Genomic DNA, 16759 nt, shown 5'->3' with positions numbered 1-16759 from the left:
TGGTCCGTCCCGCGGATGCCCGCCGCCGTGCGCCGGGCGCCGCGCTGCGGAACCCTGTGGGAGGAGGAGGTGGCGATGGATCCCGTCGAGGCCCTGGAACGGATCGCCTTCCTGCTGGAGCGGTCCCTGGCGCCGACCTACCGCGTCCGCGCCTTCCGCACCGCCGCCCAGGTGCTCACGGAGCTGGGCCCCGAGGAGGTACGTGAGCGGGCGGCCACCGGGACGCTGAAGTCGCTCAAGGGCGTCGGCCCGAAGACCGCCCAGGTCGCCCAGGAGGCGCTCGCGGGGCAGCTCCCGGGCTATCTGGAGCGGCTGGAGACCGAGGCGGCGGCCGAGCCCCGGCCCGAGCGCGGACAGGGGCTGCGGGCGCTGCTGCGCGGTGACTGCCATCTGCACTCCGACTGGTCGGACGGGGGCAGCCCGATCGAGGAGATGGGCCGTACGGCCGCCGCCCTGGGCCATGAGTGGGCGGTGCTGACCGATCACTCGCCCCGGCTGACCGTGGCGCGCGGACTCAGCCCCGACCGGCTGCGCGAGCAGCTCGACGTGATCGCCGCCCTCAACGACACCTGGGCGCCCTTCCGGCTGCTCACCGGCATCGAGTGCGACATCAACGAGGACGGCTCGCTGGACCAGGAACCCGAGCTGCTGGAGCGGCTGGACGTGGTCGTGGTGTCCGTCCACTCCAAGCTGCGGATGGACGCCCGCGCGATGACCCGGCGGATGGTGGCCGCCGTACGCCATCCGCTGTCGGACATCCTCGGCCACTGCACCGGCAGGCTGCTGATCGGCCGCAACGGCGGCGACGCCCGGCCTGAGTCGCGGTTCGACGCCGACGAGGTGTTCGCCGCGTGCGCCGAGACGGGCACGGCCGTGGAGATCAACAGCAGGCCCGAGCGGCTGGACCCGCCGCGCCGGCTGCTGCGCCGGGCCGTGGAGGCGGGGGTGCTGTTCTCCATCGACACCGACGCCCACGCGCCGGGTCAGCTGGACTGGCAGATCCTCGGCTGTGCGCGGGCGGAGGAGTGCGGGGTGCCCGCCGGGCGGGTGGTCACCACCTGGCCGCGGGAGGAGCTGCTGGCCTGGTCACGGGAGGGACGGGTGCCGACCGGGGCCGGGTGACACAGTTCACCGGGGCGCGAGGGAACACCCGAGGGTGGTTTTCCGTTGAACAGGATGTGGGTGTGGTCGGAACAGTGTCCCCGGGCCTCACCTTTCGCCCACAGGGACGATCGTCCGGCTGAAGCCCTGTGGAGCCTTCCGCCGAGAGGCGACCGCCTTCCGCACCCACCACAGACCGCCCCGGTCGTGATTCCCCCGTCACGGCCGGGGCTCCCTCATGTGCGGCCCGGCCCGGCTTCGAGCACGCTCCAGTTCGTAACGTTCCGTGTATGAGTACTGCACAGCAAGGAATCGGCTCGGGCTTCGGTGCCCGGAGCACCGCTGACGAGGTCCTGAAGGACATCGACCTGACCGGGAAGCTGGCCCTCGTCACGGGCGGCTACTCGGGGATCGGTCTGGAGACCACCCGTTCACTGGTCAGGGCGGGCGCGCGGGTCGTCGTACCGGCGCGACGGCCCGAGGCGGCGCGCGCGGCACTGGACGGGCTGGACCGGGTCGAGGTGGACGCCCTGGACCTCGGCGATCTGGAGAGCGTGCGCGCTTTCGCGGAGCGGTTCCTGGCCTCCGGACGGACCCTGGACATCGTGATCGACAGCGCCGGGATCATGGCCTGTCCCGAGACCCGGGTGGGTCCGGGCTGGGAGGCCCAGTTCGCCACCAACCATCTCGGGCACTTCGCCCTGGTCAACCGGGTGTGGCCGGCCATCGAGCCGGGGGGTGCGCGGGTGGTGTCGGTGTCCTCCGCCGGTCATCACCGCTCCGGCATCCGCTGGGACGACATCGACTGGCGGCACGGCTACGACAAGTGGGCGGCGTACGGGCAGGCGAAGACGGCGAACGTGCTGTTCGCCGTGGAGCTGGACCGGCTGGCCCGGGAGCGTGGCGTACGGGCCTTCGCGCTGCACCCGGGCGGCATCATCACCCCGCTCCAGCGCCATCTCACCACCGAGGAGATGGTGGAGCGCGGCTGGATCGACGCCGACGGCAACCCGATCGACCCGGATGCCTTCAAGTCGCCGCAGCAGGGCGCCGCGACCCAGGTGTGGGCCGCGACCTCGCCCCGGCTGGACGGCATGGGCGGGGTCTATCTGGAGGACTGCGACATCGCCGGGCTCGCTCCGGAGGACGGTGGGCCCGGCGGGGTCAAGCAGTGGGCGATCGACCCGGAGCAGGCGACCCGGCTGTGGGCCCTGTCGGCGGAGCGCACCGGTGTGGACGCCTTCGCGGACCGGAGCTGATCTGCCGGACCGGGCGGCGTGCGGGGCGTGGACGGGGAACGGGCCGGAAGCCCGGGGGAGCTTCCGGCCCGTCGCCGCCCGGCGGTGCTACCGCTGGAAGCGGCCGACCCAGTACGCGGTGCGGTCCAGGTAGGCGGTCTCCGCCGCGGCCCCGGTCCGCCCGTAGGCGCCGTTGTAGGTCTGGTAGCCGTGGCCCGCGGGCGGGGTGGAGTCGGCTGGCTCGATGGAGCTGCCCTCGTGCCACTCGTTGAACGAGGTCACCGAGACCCAGGTCGGGTCGCCGCCGATGGCCGGGTCGAGGGCGTTGTTCCACTGCCGGTCGTAGGCGGCCCCGTCGGCGCGGGCCACGGTGGGTGTGGTGTTGCCGGGGACGGCCCGGTCGTCGAGGTAGCCGGGCGCGACGGACGGGGACCAGATCAGCCCGTTGGCGCGGGCGTGGTCGCCGGCCTGCTTCCAGCCGGGGGCGGTGGCCCCCGCGATCCCGTCGTAGGTGTACATGCCGGAGAAGTGGGCGATCTTGGTGGTGTCGGTGGTCTGGGCGAGCACGATGCTGCTGCCGGTGACCTGGTCGAGTGCCGTCCAGTCGGGGATGTCGAGGCTCTGGAAGACGTAGTAGGCGCCCTTGCCGCCGTGGTCGTCGGAGCGGTAGAAGGCGGGGTGGTCGCCGTAGGTGCTGTTGATGTACTGGATGTCGGCGACGGTGGAGGCGGCGGTGCGGCCCGCGTAGGGCTCCAGGTGCCAGGCCACTTCGACGCCCCGCTCCTCGGCGGCGTCGAGCACACCCCGGGCGAGCCGGTCCTCGTAGCTGCCCCGGCCCCACCAGCTGTAGACGATCACTCCGGCACCGGAGCGTTCGACCCACTCCATGTGCCGGGCCACGGCGCCGTCGAAGTCGCCGGAGTCATAGGCGCCGAGGGTCGGGTAGAGGTCGGCGCCGACGTCGTTCGGCGGGGTGCGCCCGCCCTGCTGCCAGTGCCGGTAGCCGCCGTTGACGGCGGGGCTGCCGTACCACGGGTAGTAGAAGAGATGGACGCTGTCGGCGAGGGCCTCGTCGGCCGGTGCGGAGCCGAGGCTGAAGGTGTCGATGTCGAAGAGGGCGCCGGAGCCGCCGGTGAATCTCAGGAAGAGCGGTCCTGAGGCGGTTGCGGTGAGCGGGGTGGTGACGGTGGTGAAGGTCTCCCAGCCGCCGGTGACGGGGACGGCGACCGAGCCGAGCAGGGTGCCGGTGGCGGAGCCGGAGCGGACCTCGATCCGGCCGCCCGCGCCCGCCGAGGACACCTTGGCGGTGAAGGTGCGGGCGCCCGCCGTGGTGACGGAGGAGTAGCCCGCCCAGTCGCCGTTGTCGATGTAGCCGAGGGTCCGGCCGCCGCTGGCCGGGCCGTGCGCGGCGGCCTGGACACCGGAGGCCGAGCTGTACGACTCCGCCTCCACCGGTGTGCCGCCCGTGGGGGCCGAGCAGTTGGCGGTGGCCTGTCCGGCGGCGTAGCGGACCGCGCCGAGGAGCAGGGAGCGGAAGGCGGGGTCCGCGTAGGACTCGGCGGTGTGGCCGAGACCGGTGTAGAAGGAGCGGCCCTGTCCCTGGTTGTGGCACCAGGTGATGGGGTGGTCGCCGCCCATGGAGCCGCCGCTGTAGGTGCTCTCGTCGAGCGTCTGAAGGACACGGACGTTCGGGCGCGGGTTGGCGCGGTAGTTGTACCACTCGTCGGTACGGGTCCAGGTGGCGCCGAGGTGGGAGGTGGCGGGGTGGGTGCGGTCCTCGTTCCTGAGGGTGGCCGACTGGATGGCGGGGTGGCTCTGGAACCAGGCGCCGACGAGCTGTCCGTAGTAGGGCCAGTCGTACTCGGTGTCGGCGGCGGCGTGCACACCGACGTAGCCGCCGCCGGAGTCGACGTAGGACTGGAGGGCGGTCTGCTGTCCGGCGTCGAGGACGTCACCGGTGGTGTTGAGGAACACCACCGCCTCGTAGGTCGCGAGGTTGGCGGTGGTGAAGGCGGCGGCGTCCTCGGTGGTGGTGACGGTGAAGTCGTTCTGGCCACCGAGGGTGCGCAGGGTGTCGAGGCCGGCCGGGATGGCGTCGTGCCGGAAGCCGGCAGTCTTGGAGAAGACGAGGATCTCGTAGGCGGCGGCGTGGGCGGTCTGGGCGGGGACGATCAGGGAGCCCAGCAGGGCGAGGGCCGCGGCGGTGATCAGCCGGCGCAGTCGGCGGGCCGGTGCGGTGGGCCGGGTCGCCCGGGTCGGTGCGGTCGATCGGGTCGCCCGGGTCGGTGCGGTCGATCGGGTTCCGGGGGTCGGTCGGGTCATGGTGGTCACCCCTTTCGGGCCGTGCCGAGCGTGAAGGTGTCGAGGTCGAAGAGGGCGCCCGCGCCGCCGGTGAAGGTGAGGAAGAGCGGGCCGCTGCCCTTGCCGTTGAGGGTGGTGCTGACGGTGGTGAAGGTCTCCCAGCCGCCGGTCACCGGGACCGTCACCGAGCCGAGCAGGGGTCCGGTCGGGGAGCCGGAGCGGATCTGCACGGTGCCGCCCGCGCCCGCGGAGGAGACCCGGGCGGAGAACGAGGTGGCGCCGGTGGTGGAGACGGAGGCGTAGCCCGCCCAGTCGCCGTTGTCGATGTAGCCGAGGGTCTGGCCGCCGCTGGCCGGGCCGTGCGCGGCGGCCTGGACACCGGAGGCCGAGCTGTACGACTCCGCCTCCCAGGGGGTGGTCGTGGCGCCGCCGGTGGCGAGGGTGAAGGCGTCCAGGTCGAAGAGGTTGCCCTGTCCGGTCGGGCCGCGGAAGACCAGATACAGCTCGGTGGTCCCGGCGGGCGCCCCGCTCAGATCGGCGGTGACGTCGGTGAAGGTCTCCCAGCCGCCGGTCACCGGCACGGTCGCGGTGCCGAGCAGGGTTCCGGTGGTGGAGCCGGCGCGGACCTCGATCCGGCCGCCGGTGCCGCCGGAGGAGACCCGGGCGGTGAACTTGGTGGCGCCGACGAGGGCGTAGGGCTTGAAGGAGATCCAGTCGCCGTCGTCGGTGAAGCCCACGGTCCTGCCGCCCTCGGCGGGGGCGTGGTCGGCGATCTGGATGCCCGACTGGGCGCCGAAGTGTTCGCCCTGGCGGTGGCGTGGTTGCAGGGTGCGCAGGGAGTGGCCGGTCAGTCCGGCGCTGTCGGTGTACTCGGCGTCGAACACTCCGTAGAGGTTGGCGGCGCTGTCGTGTTCGCCGTCGGCGGGCACGGTGAGGGTGCCCTGGCAGCCGTTGGTGGAGGTGATGGCGTGGGTGTGGCTGTCGTGGCCGAGGAGATAGGTGACCTTGACCTTGGCGCAGTCGACCGTGCCGTCCTCGGGGTCGGTGACCTGTACCCGGAAGGGCACGGTGTCGCCGAAGGAGAACGGCTGTCCGTCCAGGGGTTGTTGCAGGGTCACCGTGGGCGCGGTGTTCCCGGTGGTGATCACCAGGCTGGCGGTGCCGGTGAGCCCTTGGGGGTCACGGACGATGAGGGTGGGCCGGAAGGTGCCCGCGGTGGTGTAGGTGTGGCTGGGGTTGGCCTGGGTGGAGGTGGTGCCGTCGCCGAAGTTCCAGGAGTGGGTGAGGGCGCCGCCCTCGGGGTCGGAGCTGCCCTGGGAGGAGAACTGCACGGTGAGCGGGAGGGCGCCGGAAGTGCGGTCGGCGGTGGCCTGGGCGACGGGGTTGCGGTTGGCGCCGCCGAGGTACTCGATGCGGTACAGGGCGGAGTTGTTGCTCCCGGTGCCGTAGTCCAGGACGTAGAGCGCGCCGTCGGGGCCGAAGTCGGTGTCCATCACCTGGGTGCCGTTCCAGGGCATGTTCTCGATGGCGCCGTACGAGCCGTCGCTCCTGACCTCGATGGCCTTGATCCACCGGCGGCCGTACTCGGCGGCGAAGAAGCGGCCGTCGAGGGACTGCGGGAACTTCACCGTGGAGGTGGAGTTCGGGTCGTAGCGGTAGACCTCGCCGCCCATCGGGGACTCGGAGCCGCCGCCGAACTCCGGGGGTGAGCCGTCCAGTCCGTACTTGATCCAGCTCGGGCGGGCGGGCGGGAGGGTGGCCCGGCCGGTGTTGCGGAAGGAGTTGTTGGCGGGGCCGCCGGAGCAGTTGTACTTGGCGGCCGAGGGGCCGCTCGGGAAGGTGTACTCGTTGTACGTCTCGCCGGCCGTGTTCGTTCCCGTGCAGTACGGCCAGCCGTAGTTGCCGGGCGAGGTGATGCGGTCGAACTCGACCTGGCCGCCGGGGCCCCGGCCGGGGTCGGTGCCGCCCGCGTCGGGGCCGTAGTCACCGAGGTAGACAGTGCCGGTCGCGCGGTCCACGGACATCCGGAACGGGTTGCGGAAGCCCATGGCGTAGATCTCGGGCCGGGTGCCTGCTGTGCCGGGTGCGAAGAGGTTGCCCGCGGGGACGGTGTAGCCGCCGGCCGCGGTCGGCCTGATCCGCAGCAGTTTGCCGCGCAGGTCGTTGGTGTTGCCGGAGCTGCGCTGGGCGTCGAACTGCGGGTTACGGTCGGTGCGTTCGTCGATCGGCGCGTAGCCCGCGGAGTCGAACGGGTTGGTGTCGTCGCCAGTGGTCAGATACAGGTTCCCGGCGGCGTCGAAGTCCAGGTCGCCGCCGACGTGGCAGCACTGTCCGCGGTCGTTGGGCACTTCGAGGACGATCTTCTCGCTGGCCATGTCCAGGGTGCCGTCGGCGCGCAGGGTGAACCGGGACAGGTTGAGGTGGCCCTTCCAGGGCTCGAAGTCGGCGGCCGTGCCGGTGGTGGGGGCGTCGCCCGCCGGGGTGCCGAGCCTCGGGGAGTAGTAGACGTACACGTGGCGGTTGGTGGTGAAGGCGGGGTCGGCGACGATCCCCTGGAGCCCTTCCTCGTCATGGGTGTAGACGTCCAGTTTCCCGGCCTGCCGGGTGTTGCCCGCGGCGTCGGTGAGGCGGATCGTGCCGTCGCGGGCGGTGTGCAGCACCGAGCGGTCGGGCAGCACGGCCAGCGACATGGGCTCGCCCGTCTCGGCCGCGCCGGTGGCGAGTCGGACCTGTTGGTAGTCGGCGGGCGGGAGGTCCGCCGGGGCCGCGGACGCCGTACCGGCCGCGGGCGCCGTGACGGCTCCGGCCAGTACGAGCGCGAGCGCGGCGAGCGTTCTCAGCCCTGCGCGTGGGCGCCAAGACATGGAGGATCGTCCTTCCTGACGGTGGGGGATGTCAGGCAAGACGCGCGCCGGCCGCGCTTGCCGGGTGCAGGTGTGATGCCCGGACCGGTGCTCGGCCGAGGGACGGTCGAGTCCGTGCCCTGTGCATTAATTGCGTTACACATCAAGGGAATTGCAGAGTTCTGCTGACCCTTTGCATGCTGCGAGGCACCCGATGATTTGTCAAGAGCCTGTCAAAATTGCGTGACGGGCGGTTGTCGCGGGCGGGTTACTCACGAGGCCGCACCCTCCCGGAGGGCACGTCACCGTGGGGCCGCGTCCGCGCGGAGGTCGCGTCCGCGCGGTGGACGGGTCACCGCGGGGCGCGTCCGCGCGGAGGGGCGGGTCACCGCGGGGCGCGTTCCTCCAGGACCGCCTGCCAGGCGGGTGTCGGCCCCTCCGGTACGGGCTCGGGGCGTCGGCCGCCCCGGGCGAAGAAGTCGGCCAGGGGCAGGATCGCGGCGCCGACGGTGACCGCGTCGGGCCCGAGCCGGCCCAGTTCGACCGTCACCTTCCGCGCCGGGTACGTCAGCGCGTACGACGTCGCGTGGCGCCGCACGGCCGGCAGGAACCGGGTCCCGAGCTGGAGCCCGGCCCAGCCGCCGATCAGGATGCGTTCGGGCTGGAAGAGGTTGATCAGGTCGGACAGTCCCGCGCCCAGGTACTCGGCCGTCTCCTCCAGCACCCCGAGGGCGACCGGGTCGGGCTCACCGCCCTCGGCCGGGTAGGCGGCGGCGAGCATCGCGGTCAGCGCGGTCTCCTCGTCGGTGTCCCGCGGGGGCCGTCCACCCGCCTCCCCCCAGCGCTCCAGCAGCGACTCGGCGCCCGCGTACGCCTCCAGGCAGCCGAGGGCGCCGCAGCGGCAGCGCCGGCCGCGCACCCGGACCGTCAGATGCCCCCACTCGACGGCCCGCCCGTGCTCCACCTCCGGGGTGACCAGACAGGCGCCGACACCGGAGCCGAAGAGCACGACCACCGCGTTGTGCGCCCCGCGCCCGCCGCCGAACCACATCTCCGCCTGGCCCAGGGTCTTGGCGCCGTTGTCGATGAAGTACGGGACCGGGCCCGGGAGCGGGGACCCCTCGCGCAGCAGTTCCTCCAGCGGCACCGCGTCCCAGCCGATGGTCTGCCCGTGCACGACCGCGCCGCGCTCCGGGGTGCGCTCGACGATGCCGGGCACCCCGATCCCGACGCCGAGCAACTGCTCGGGCCCGATGCCCGTGGCGGCGATCACCTCGGTGACGGCGTCGCGGACATGGCCGACGACGACCTCCACGTCGTACCGCTGGGGCTCCAGCGGGCGCTCGGTGCGGGCGAGTTCGGTGAGCGCGAGGTCGAACAGCTCGACCCGCACCCTGGTCTCGCCGACGTCCACGCCGATCAGGTGGCCGCTGGTGGGCGCGACCCTCAGCAGGGTGCGGGGCCGGCCGCCGTCGGATTCGACACTGCCCGCCTCCTCCACCAGACCGTCCCCGACCAGGTCGGCGACGACATTGCTGATCGATCCGGAGCTGAGGCCCGTCGCGGGGCCCAGTTCGAAGCGGCTGAGAGGGCCGTCGAAGTACAGCCTCTGCAGCACGGCCGTGCGGTTGGCCCGCCTCAGATCCCGTACCGTGCGCCCGTTCCGCCCCGTCATACGACTCCTTCCGCCCCGTGTCCGACCTGCAACATACCTCTCGGGTCGCGCGGGGCGCGCCCTTCCTCGAACCCTTAATTCACGTAATGAGCGAAGCGGAGGGCGGAGCCGATGCGGCGGGTCGCCCCGGGCGCGTGCGGAAGATCGCGGGATCTCGCTGTGCGCCCCCTGTGCGGCCCCTGTACAGGGTATGTCCCACGGCCTCCCCTTGATCCAGTGACTTCCCGGAAAATCCGGTGGGCGGGCCTGGCGGAAATCCGTTGGCCTCCCGCCACCGCTGCTCTCTACCATAGGCGGGCTCCTAGGGACTCTAGGGAGATGATGAGGGCCTTCAGGAGGCTTCCGTGCGATCGCTCACCGAGCAGGACATCCGTGGTTCTTTCGTGAACTGCTCCAAGGGAGAGGCCAAGCGGCTGGCCGTCCCCAGGGACCTCGACACCCTGCCCTGGGACGACCTCGACTTCCTCGGCTGGCGCGATCCGGGGGCGCCCGACCGCAGCCACCTGGTGACCGAGCGGGGCGGGCGGCTGGTGGGGATCGCGCTGCGGTTCCCGTCGTCGCAGCGGGGCTTCCTCCATCGCAGCATGTGCGGGCTGTGTCTGACGACCCATCCGAGCGGCGGGGTCTCGCTGATGACGGCCCGCAAGGCGGGCGCCGCGGGCCGCGAGGGCAACTCGGTCGGCCTGTACATGTGCACCGACCTCGCCTGCTCCCTGTATGTGCGGGGCAAGAAGGCCCTGGGCGGCGGGGCCCGGTTCAAGGAGAGCCTCACCCTGGAGGAGCAGATCGCGCGGACGACCGGGAATCTGTCGGCCTTCCTCGACAAGCTCTACGACTGACGGGGCGGCCACGGATCCGCCGTCCATGGATCCTCGGTCCACGGATTCGGCGTTCACGGATCCTCGGTCCACGGATCCGCCGTCCACGGACTCTCGGTCCACGGATCGGCCGAGTGGCCTCGCCCGGATGGCCCATGGCCCGGTCCCGCAAGGCGGGGACGGCGTGCGGGCGATGGGGTGCCTCGCCGCCGCGAGGATGCCCATGCCCCGGGTTCCCGTTCCCTCGTCCGCCCCTGGCGTACCCCGTGTCACGTTCGGCACAGCCGGTCAGCGGGAAGAGCCCAAGGGATGCGAGACATGAGGAAGTGGTGGGCGCGGGTCGGCCCCGAGGTGGTGCGGCGCAGCCGGGACCCGGTGATCGTGCAGATGCTGCGGTCGACGGCCGCGGCGACGATCGCGTATGTCATCGCGCTGCGGCTCAGCCCGGAGTCGGTCCCGCTCACCGCGCCCCTCACGGCCCTGCTCGTCGTCCAGGTCACGCTCTACTCGACGCTCACGACCGGGATCCGCCGGGTCAACTCGGTCGTCGCGGGCGTGCTCGTGGCCATCGCCTTCAGTCTGCTCGTGGGGCTGACCTGGTGGAGTCTCGCGCTGGTCATCATCGCCGCGCTGGTGGTGGGGCATCTGGTGCGGGTCGACGAGTTCGTGCCCGAGGTGGCGATCAGCGCGATGCTGGTGCTCGGGGTCACCGCCGTCGGCAACACGGCCTGGTCGCGGGTGCTGGAGACGCTGATCGGCGCGGCCGTCGGCCTCGCCTGCAATCTGCTGCTCGCCCCGCCGGTCTGGGTGGACGAGGCCGGTGAGTCGATCGACGGACTGGCCCGCCGGGTGCGGCAGCTGATGCTGCGCTGCGGGGAGGAGGCGGCGGGCCGTACGCCGCCGCAGCAGGCGGCCGAGCGGCTGCACGAGGCCCGGCGGCTCGACCACGACATCACCCAGGTGGACGCCGATCTGCGGCAGGCGGAGGACAGTCTGCGGCTGAACCCGCGGGTGCGGGAGGGGCTGTTGCACCGGATCGTGCTGCGCACCGGGCTGGACACCCTGGAGATCTGCACGGTCGTGCTGCGGGTGATCGCGCGCACGCTCACCGATCTGGCCAAGGAGCGGGAGCCGGAGCCGCTGTTCCCGCCGCCCGCGGGCGAGGTCGTGGAGCAGTTGCTGTCCGAGATCGCGGACGCCGTGGTGAGCTTCGCGGTGCTGGTGACGACCAGTGTCAGTGTGAGCGCCGAATCGGCGGAGGAGCGGCTCACCTCCGAACTGCGGCAGGCGGGGGCGACCCGGGACGCGCTGGCCCGGATACTGCTGGAGAACGTACGGCGGGACGACCGGCAGTGGCAGTTGTACGGCGCCCTCCTCACCGAGGCGACCCGCATCATCGACGAACTCGACACCGAGCACCGCACGCGCCGGCTGTTCGAGGAACTCGACCGCCACTCGCGCGAGCAGCGCGAACGCCGGCCGCGGCTGACGCGGGCACGGGAGCGGGTGCGGGCCTCGCGGCGCCGGATGCGGAACCGGGCTGCCGCCGCGCGTCGTTCTACGTGAGAGAGGGTCGCGGGACCCCGGAGGAAGTCCGGGAGAAATCCGGAGGAAGTCCGGGGGAAATCCGGGTGGGATCCGGCCGGGCATCCGCGTGGGCTTCCCGGTGGGGCGAGCGAGGGGAATGGGCGTATGACGGGGACGGTGCGGATCGACGGGGACACACTGCGGCTGCCCGGGGGTGCGGCGGTGCGGTTCATGCGGACGCTGCGGCTGCCGGAGACCGGGACGCACGCGCTGCCGCCCGCCCTCGGCGCGTTCCCGCTGCGCCCGGTCACGGACTTTCCCGACACCGCGCCGCCGGAGTGGCTGTCGCGCGGCGGTGTGCTGCTCCCGGTCCATCTGCGGGAGGCGATGTGGCTGAGCTTCCACGGCACGGCCGAGCCCGCCGCGCTCCAGATCGGGGTGGGCAAGGTCTGCGCGGTCTCGGGAGAACCGTGGAGCGACCGGCTCTCCCGGACGCCGCAGAACTATGTGGTGCTGCCGCGTCAGCCGTGGCTGGACGGCATCAACTCGGGGAAGGGCACCGTCCGCCAGTTCGTGGCGGTGCCGCTGGGGCTGGGCGCGACCGTCGAGGGGCAGGTCACCGGCGAGGAGGTGTGGGGCGGCCTGCAACTCCGGTCGTTCGCGCTGCGCGAGGAGGAACTGGCCGCCTGGCGGGAGGAGCAGCGCCGACGGGCCTCGGTCGAGCGGCGTACGGCGGCGCCCACGGGTTACGGCGCGGCGATGCCGATGGCGCCCGGGGCCGGTCCGGTGGCGGCGTCGGCGTCCCGGGGCGCGCCCCGGGCCCGCGGCGCGGCGATGGGGCTCGGCGTCGGCGGCTCCATGCGTCAGGAGGTCTACCGCGACGAGCGGCCGTCCTCGCACTGGGAGCGGCAGCCGTCGGGGCGGGTGTTCGTGCATCTGGTGACCCCGCCGGAGTGGCGCCGCATCACCGGCGAGGCACCGCCGCCGTCGCCGGTGGACCGTGCGATGTACACGCGCGCGGGACTGCCCTGGTTCGACTACTACGACGACGAGGCCGAGGATCTGACACCGACGGACCGGCTCACCGCGGTGCGACCGGTCGGCGAGTGGCTCGGCGACGACCACGAACCGTGGCAGGAGCCGGCACCCGGGCAGATCAAGCCCCTGGGCGACGCGGCGGGCGAGCCGGTGCGGGACGGGGACTGGTGAACGGGGTACGGCGAAGGGGTGGGGGGAATCGGGTCGTGGCGGTCGCCTCAGCCGTCCCGGTCGGTGCGCTGGCGCTGGAGCGCGGGGCGGGTGCAGGCGGCGGCGTTGGCCTGCACGAGCAGGACGTGCATGCGCTCGGTGAGCTGGGCGACGGTGTCGGCGGGCGCGTGGAAGGGGAGGCGCACGTCGCCGTGGGCGCGGCTGCGCTCTATGCGCAGGGTGAGTCCGTGGCGGTCGACGGCGAGCGGCTGGACGCGGACGACGCCGTGCAGGCTGTCGGGTTCCACGAGGCGGGTGAGCCGTTCGACGGCGTCCGGGTGGGCGTCGGCGAGATGGGTGAGGAGCCCGGACTCGGCGGTGGCGAGCGGGTCGGGCGAGGCGGTCGAGAACTCGCCCAGGTCCACGACCTCCGCTCCGGTGGGCTGGTGCAGCACCACGCGGGTCGCCCGGAAGACGAGCCGGCCGTCGGTGACCGCGCACCAGCCGGCCAGCCAGAGCCGGGCCCGGATGCGCTGGCGTACGGGCACGGGGGCCACGTCGGCGAACTCCAGCACGGCGGACGGCTCGCCGCGTGGGGCGCACAGGGCCGCGGCGAGCAACGCGCCGTCGTCGGGCACGTCGAGGTAGATCCGGCCGTCCTCGGCGACCTCGTGCGCACCGACCAACTCCTCCCGGCCGCCGTTCGCGGTCACCGCGCACGACCAGGCGGAGGCGAGCACGGACCGTGCTCGTTCCGCCGCGCCGGGGGCGGCCGTCCAGGTCTGGCTGTCACCCATCCGATCCTCCTACATAAGGTAAGGCTTGCCTAACCTATCGAAGATCGGGGTGTGCGCCAACCAGGCGCGCGACCACATCACACAATCGAGGAAGTACGCGCGCGGACGACCACGGCCTGATACGGGGTCCCCGCGGGGTTCCCTCTCATCGATGGGCCGCGCTCACCGCGAGACGATCCCGAGCAGCGCCCGCGCGCACAGCTCCCGCACCTGGTCCCGGGTCAGATCGGAGCCGCGCAGCCACTCCAGGCAGACGGACGTCGTGAACGCCAGCCAGCCGCGCACCGCGAGCCTCAGCTCCGGCCGCGCGGCCACGGCGGGCCCCAGCTCGGGGTCGGCCTCCAGAGCGGCCAGGATCTGCCGCTCCTGCGCGGCGAGCGCCCGGTGGTACACCCGGCGCACGGACTGGTCCCCGGCCGCGTCGGCCCGGTGGAAGGCGCGGAAGCCGTGGGCGTGCTCGCGGACGTACTCCAGATAGACGTCCAGTCCGGTGGTGAGCTGGTCGCGAACGGGAACACCGGGTACAGCGGCGGTCATCCGCAGCATGCGTGCGCTCTCGCGCTCCACGACGGCCGCGAAGAAGTCCCGTTTGGTCGGGAAGTAGTGATACAGGAGCCCGCGTGACACTCCGGCGATCTCGGCGACCTGCTCTATCCACACCTCGTCGTACGGATGGTCGGAGAACAGCCGCGCGCCGACCGAAAGGAGTTGCTCCCGGCGCTGCTCGGTACTGAGCCGGCTACGTGTGCGCGCGCCCTGATCGGCTGCCATGTCGGCACTTTACTTGACGCGGATTCAATGAGCGGTCGACACTGTCCGTTATTGAACCCATGTCCAATACGCCGTACGGGACGCCATACGAGCCGACGTGTGACGCCGCGAGACCCGGTGTACGGACCGCGCAACCCGCCGCCGAGTCGAGGGAGATCGCGTCATGGCGGAGACGACGACACAGGGCCCGCTGCCGAAGGGCTTCCGCAGCGCCGAGACCGGCTGGCCCGAACTGCACCGCATCCCGTGTCCGCCGTACCGGCTCCCGCTGCTCGGGGACGTGGTCGGAGCCCGTCCGCGCAGCCCGCTCCAGGACTCCATGCGCCAGGGGCGGCGGCTGGGCCCCATCTTCCGGCGCCGGGCCTTCGGGAAGGAGTTCGTGTTCGTGTGGGGCTCCGGGCTGGTGGCCGACCTGTCGGACGAGTCCCGGTTCGCCAAGCATGTCGGGGTCGGGGTCGCGAATCTGCGGCCGGTGGCCGGCGACGGGCTGTTCACCGCGTACAACCACGAGCGGACCTGGCAGTTGGCGCACGACGTGCTGGCGCCCGGGTTCAGCCGGGAGGCGATGGCCGGCTACCACCCGATGATGCTGGACGTGACGGACCGGCTGGTGGAGCACTGGGACCGCGCGGCGGCCTCCGGACGGACCGTGGACGTGCCGGGCGACATGACCAAACTGACCCTGGAGACCATCGCGCGCACCGGCTTCGGCCATGACTTCGGCTCCTTCGAGCGTTCCCGTCCGCATCCCTTCGTCACCGCGATGATCGACACCCTCGCCTACGCCCAGCGCCTCAACAACGTGCCCGCGCCGCTCACCCCGCTGCTGCTGCGCGGGGCGAACCGCCGCAGCGACGCGGGGATCGCCTATCTGAACCGCACGGTCGACGACCTGGTCCGCGCCCGCCGCTCGGCGAGCGGGGACGGTGATCTGCTGGACCGGATGCTGGAGACGGCCCATCCGGGCACCGGTGAGCGGCTGTCGGCCGAGAACGTCCGGCGGCAGGTCATCACCTTCCTGGTGGCGGGCCACGAGACCACGTCCGGCGCGCTGTCGTTCGCCCTGCACTATCTGGCCCGGCATCCGGAGGTCGCCGCCCGCGCGCGGGCCGAGGTGGACCAGGTGTGGGGTGCAACGGGGACGCCCGGCTACGAGCAGGTCGCCAAGCTGCGCTACGTCCGCCGGGTGCTGGACGAGACGCTGCGGCTGTGGCCGACCGCGCCGGCGTTCGCCCGCGAGGCCCGGCACGACACGGTGCTGGCCGGGGAGCATCCGATGCTGCGCGGCGCGTGGACGCTGGTGCTGACCTCGCTGCTCCACCGCGATCCGGCGGTCTGGGGCGCGGACGCGGACGCCTTCGACCCGGACCGCTTCGAGGCCAAGGCGGTCCGGGCGCGGGCGCCGCACACCTTCAAGCCGTTCGGGACGGGAGCCCGGGCCTGTATCGGCCGCCAGTTCGCCCTGCACGAGGCCACGCTGGTCCTGGGCCTGCTCCTGCGCCGCTACGAGTTCCGGCCCGACCCGGCCTACCGCCTCCGGGTGACGGAGCGGCTGACCCTGATGCCGGTGGGGCTGCGCCTGCGGGTCGGGCGACGGGAGGCCGGTGGCGGAAGTGAGGTGCCCGGTCAGCGGCCGGGCGCTGAGGGGGACGTCCCTTCCGGGCCCACCGACCCCTCAGCGCCCGGCCGTCCAGTGCGGGGGCCTGGTCACTGAGCCCGGCAGCCGGGTGCCCCCGCTCCCCCGGGCGGCGTTCACCTGCGGCTGGGTGAGGAAGAAGGCGCCGGTGAGATCGGCGTCCGTCAGGTCCGCGTCCCGCAGATCGGCGCCGATGAGGTCGGCGCCCCGCAGATCGGCGCCGGTGAGGTCGGCGGCGATGAGACAGGCCCCCCGCAGATTCGCCCTCCGCAGATCGGCCCCCTTCAGCCGGGCCCCGACCAGATCGGCACCCCGGTGATCGGGACCGGGGCGTCCGGCGCGGGCCAGTTCGCTCGTTCTCAGGAGCAGGGCGTTCACCTCCTGCCGGTGGGCGGGCAGGTCGAGGGTGGTGAGTTCCTCCGGGGTGCCGTGGGTGAGCGCTTCGGTGCGGTGCAGGGCGTCGCGCAGGTCCGGGTGGATCGCGCGGGCGGCGGGCAGGGTGAGGGCCTCGGTGAGATAGCGGAGCAGTTCGTGCAGGTGCCGGACGACCGGGAAGACCGCGAACATCCGCGCCGCCCGGTCACCGGGGCCGCCACGCCAGTCGGCGCCGCCGAAGGTGCCCTGCGACACCTTCTGACCGGCGCCGAAACAGTCGTAGACCGTGCAGCCGGTGAAGCCCCGTTGCCGCAGCCGGGCGTGGATCCCGCACCGGTGGTCCGCGCCCAGCTCGGGGCAGGGGGTCCCGGCGGGCTTGTCGCGTGCGAAGTCCGCGGAGGCGGCGAAGGGCAGGGCCACGCAGCACAGCCCGAAGCAGTTCTCGCAGTCCCCCCGCAGCAGGGCGAGGTCGGCGGCGTGGTCCCGCAT

12 protein-coding genes are annotated in these 16759 nt (G+C 72.7%); 6 read left to right on the top strand and 6 right to left on the bottom strand.

Annotation, left to right across the window (positions count from 1 at the left end; genetic code table 11):
• Positions 1 to 75 precede the first annotated feature (75 nt).
• Positions 76 to 1122, top strand: coding sequence for a PHP domain-containing protein (locus ACIQNG_RS09680; RefSeq protein WP_401483881.1), 1047 nt, complete (start codon positions 76 to 78; stop codon positions 1120 to 1122).
• A 269-nt stretch (positions 1123 to 1391) separates the two neighbouring features.
• The gene (locus tag ACIQNG_RS09675; protein WP_401483643.1) at positions 1392 to 2360 is read left to right on the top strand and encodes an SDR family NAD(P)-dependent oxidoreductase; all 969 of its coding nucleotides are present in this window, start codon (positions 1392 to 1394) and stop codon (positions 2358 to 2360) included.
• A gap of 87 nt (positions 2361 to 2447) precedes the next feature.
• Here ACIQNG_RS09675 and ACIQNG_RS09670 read toward each other — a convergent pair whose 3' ends face one another.
• From ACIQNG_RS09670 to ACIQNG_RS09660, 3 genes are all read right to left on the bottom strand, one after another.
• On the bottom strand, positions 2448 to 4661 hold the full coding sequence (locus tag ACIQNG_RS09670) for a ThuA domain-containing protein (protein WP_401483641.1): 2214 nt from the start codon (positions 4659 to 4661) through the stop codon (positions 2448 to 2450).
• Positions 4662 to 4666: 5 nt separating this feature from the next.
• Positions 4667 to 7504, bottom strand: a complete 2838-nt coding sequence (locus ACIQNG_RS09665) for a carbohydrate-binding protein (RefSeq protein ID WP_401483639.1) — start codon at positions 7502 to 7504, stop codon at positions 4667 to 4669.
• A 364-nt stretch (positions 7505 to 7868) separates the two neighbouring features.
• Positions 7869 to 9158, bottom strand: a complete 1290-nt coding sequence (locus tag ACIQNG_RS09660; RefSeq protein WP_401483637.1) for an ROK family protein — start codon at positions 9156 to 9158, stop codon at positions 7869 to 7871.
• 344 nt (positions 9159 to 9502) lie between these two features.
• On the opposite strand from ACIQNG_RS09660, the gene ACIQNG_RS09655 reads away from it, so the two are divergent.
• From ACIQNG_RS09655 to ACIQNG_RS09645, 3 genes are all read left to right on the top strand, one after another.
• Positions 9503 to 9997, top strand: a complete 495-nt coding sequence (locus ACIQNG_RS09655; RefSeq protein WP_401431678.1) for an FBP domain-containing protein — start codon at positions 9503 to 9505, stop codon at positions 9995 to 9997.
• A 288-nt stretch (positions 9998 to 10285) separates the two neighbouring features.
• A complete protein-coding gene (locus tag ACIQNG_RS09650; RefSeq protein ID WP_401483635.1) occupies positions 10286 to 11542 on the top strand; it encodes an FUSC family protein in 1257 nt (418 codons plus the stop codon).
• Between the two features lie 126 nt (positions 11543 to 11668).
• Positions 11669 to 12712 carry a hypothetical protein gene (locus ACIQNG_RS09645; protein ID WP_401483633.1) on the top strand — a complete coding sequence of 348 codons (1044 nt, stop codon included), beginning with the start codon at positions 11669 to 11671 and terminating at the stop codon, positions 12710 to 12712.
• Between the two features lie 47 nt (positions 12713 to 12759).
• On the opposite strand, the gene ACIQNG_RS09640 is transcribed toward ACIQNG_RS09645, so the two are convergent.
• Positions 12760 to 13488 (bottom strand): DUF2470 domain-containing protein, encoded by a 729-nt coding sequence (locus ACIQNG_RS09640; RefSeq protein ID WP_401483632.1) that lies wholly within the window; start codon positions 13486 to 13488, stop codon positions 12760 to 12762.
• 162 nt (positions 13489 to 13650) lie between these two features.
• Entirely contained in the window at positions 13651 to 14259 is a 609-nt protein-coding gene (locus tag ACIQNG_RS09635; protein WP_401431667.1) for a TetR/AcrR family transcriptional regulator, read from the bottom strand.
• A gap of 163 nt (positions 14260 to 14422) precedes the next feature.
• On the opposite strand from ACIQNG_RS09635, the gene ACIQNG_RS09630 reads away from it, so the two are divergent.
• Entirely contained in the window at positions 14423 to 15973 is a 1551-nt protein-coding gene (locus ACIQNG_RS09630) for a cytochrome P450 (RefSeq protein WP_401483630.1), read from the top strand.
• Here ACIQNG_RS09630 and ACIQNG_RS09625 read toward each other — a convergent pair.
• Positions 15935 to 16759: a pentapeptide repeat-containing protein gene (locus tag ACIQNG_RS09625; protein ID WP_401483628.1), complete on the bottom strand. Its 825-nt coding sequence runs from the start codon at positions 16757 to 16759 to the stop codon at positions 15935 to 15937. The two genes, ACIQNG_RS09630 and ACIQNG_RS09625, sit on opposite strands and share 39 nt — an antisense overlap.

It is taken from the genome of Streptomyces sp. NPDC091377, from assembly GCF_044757045.1.
GTDB lineage: Bacteria > Actinomycetota > Actinomycetes > Streptomycetales > Streptomycetaceae > Streptomyces.
The sequence above is the reverse complement of the archived record's forward strand: the minus strand, read 5'-3'. Positions and strand labels throughout refer to the sequence as shown.

Excerpts from the sequence above, each read along its gene's own strand:
- ACIQNG_RS09645 (WP_401483633.1), top strand. The coding sequence starts at position 11,669 with ATGACGGGGACGGTGCGGATCGACGGGGACACACTGCGGCTGCCCGGG.
- ACIQNG_RS09680 (WP_401483881.1), top strand. The coding sequence starts at position 76 with ATGGATCCCGTCGAGGCCCTGGAACGGATCGCCTTCCTGCTGGAGCGG.
- ACIQNG_RS09625 (WP_401483628.1), bottom strand. The coding sequence starts at position 16,759 with ATGCGGGACCACGCCGCCGACCTCGCCCTGCTGCGGGGGGACTGCGAG.
- ACIQNG_RS09675 (WP_401483643.1), top strand. The coding sequence starts at position 1,392 with ATGAGTACTGCACAGCAAGGAATCGGCTCGGGCTTCGGTGCCCGGAGC.
- ACIQNG_RS09640 (WP_401483632.1), bottom strand. The coding sequence starts at position 13,488 with ATGGGTGACAGCCAGACCTGGACGGCCGCCCCCGGCGCGGCGGAACGA.
- ACIQNG_RS09650 (WP_401483635.1), top strand. The coding sequence starts at position 10,286 with ATGCGAGACATGAGGAAGTGGTGGGCGCGGGTCGGCCCCGAGGTGGTG.
- ACIQNG_RS09660 (WP_401483637.1), bottom strand. The coding sequence starts at position 9,158 with ATGACGGGGCGGAACGGGCGCACGGTACGGGATCTGAGGCGGGCCAAC.
- ACIQNG_RS09665 (WP_401483639.1), bottom strand. The coding sequence starts at position 7,504 with ATGTCTTGGCGCCCACGCGCAGGGCTGAGAACGCTCGCCGCGCTCGCG.
- ACIQNG_RS09630 (WP_401483630.1), top strand. The coding sequence starts at position 14,423 with ATGGCGGAGACGACGACACAGGGCCCGCTGCCGAAGGGCTTCCGCAGC.
- ACIQNG_RS09635 (WP_401431667.1), bottom strand. The coding sequence starts at position 14,259 with ATGGCAGCCGATCAGGGCGCGCGCACACGTAGCCGGCTCAGTACCGAG.
- ACIQNG_RS09670 (WP_401483641.1), bottom strand. The coding sequence starts at position 4,661 with ATGACCCGACCGACCCCCGGAACCCGATCGACCGCACCGACCCGGGCG.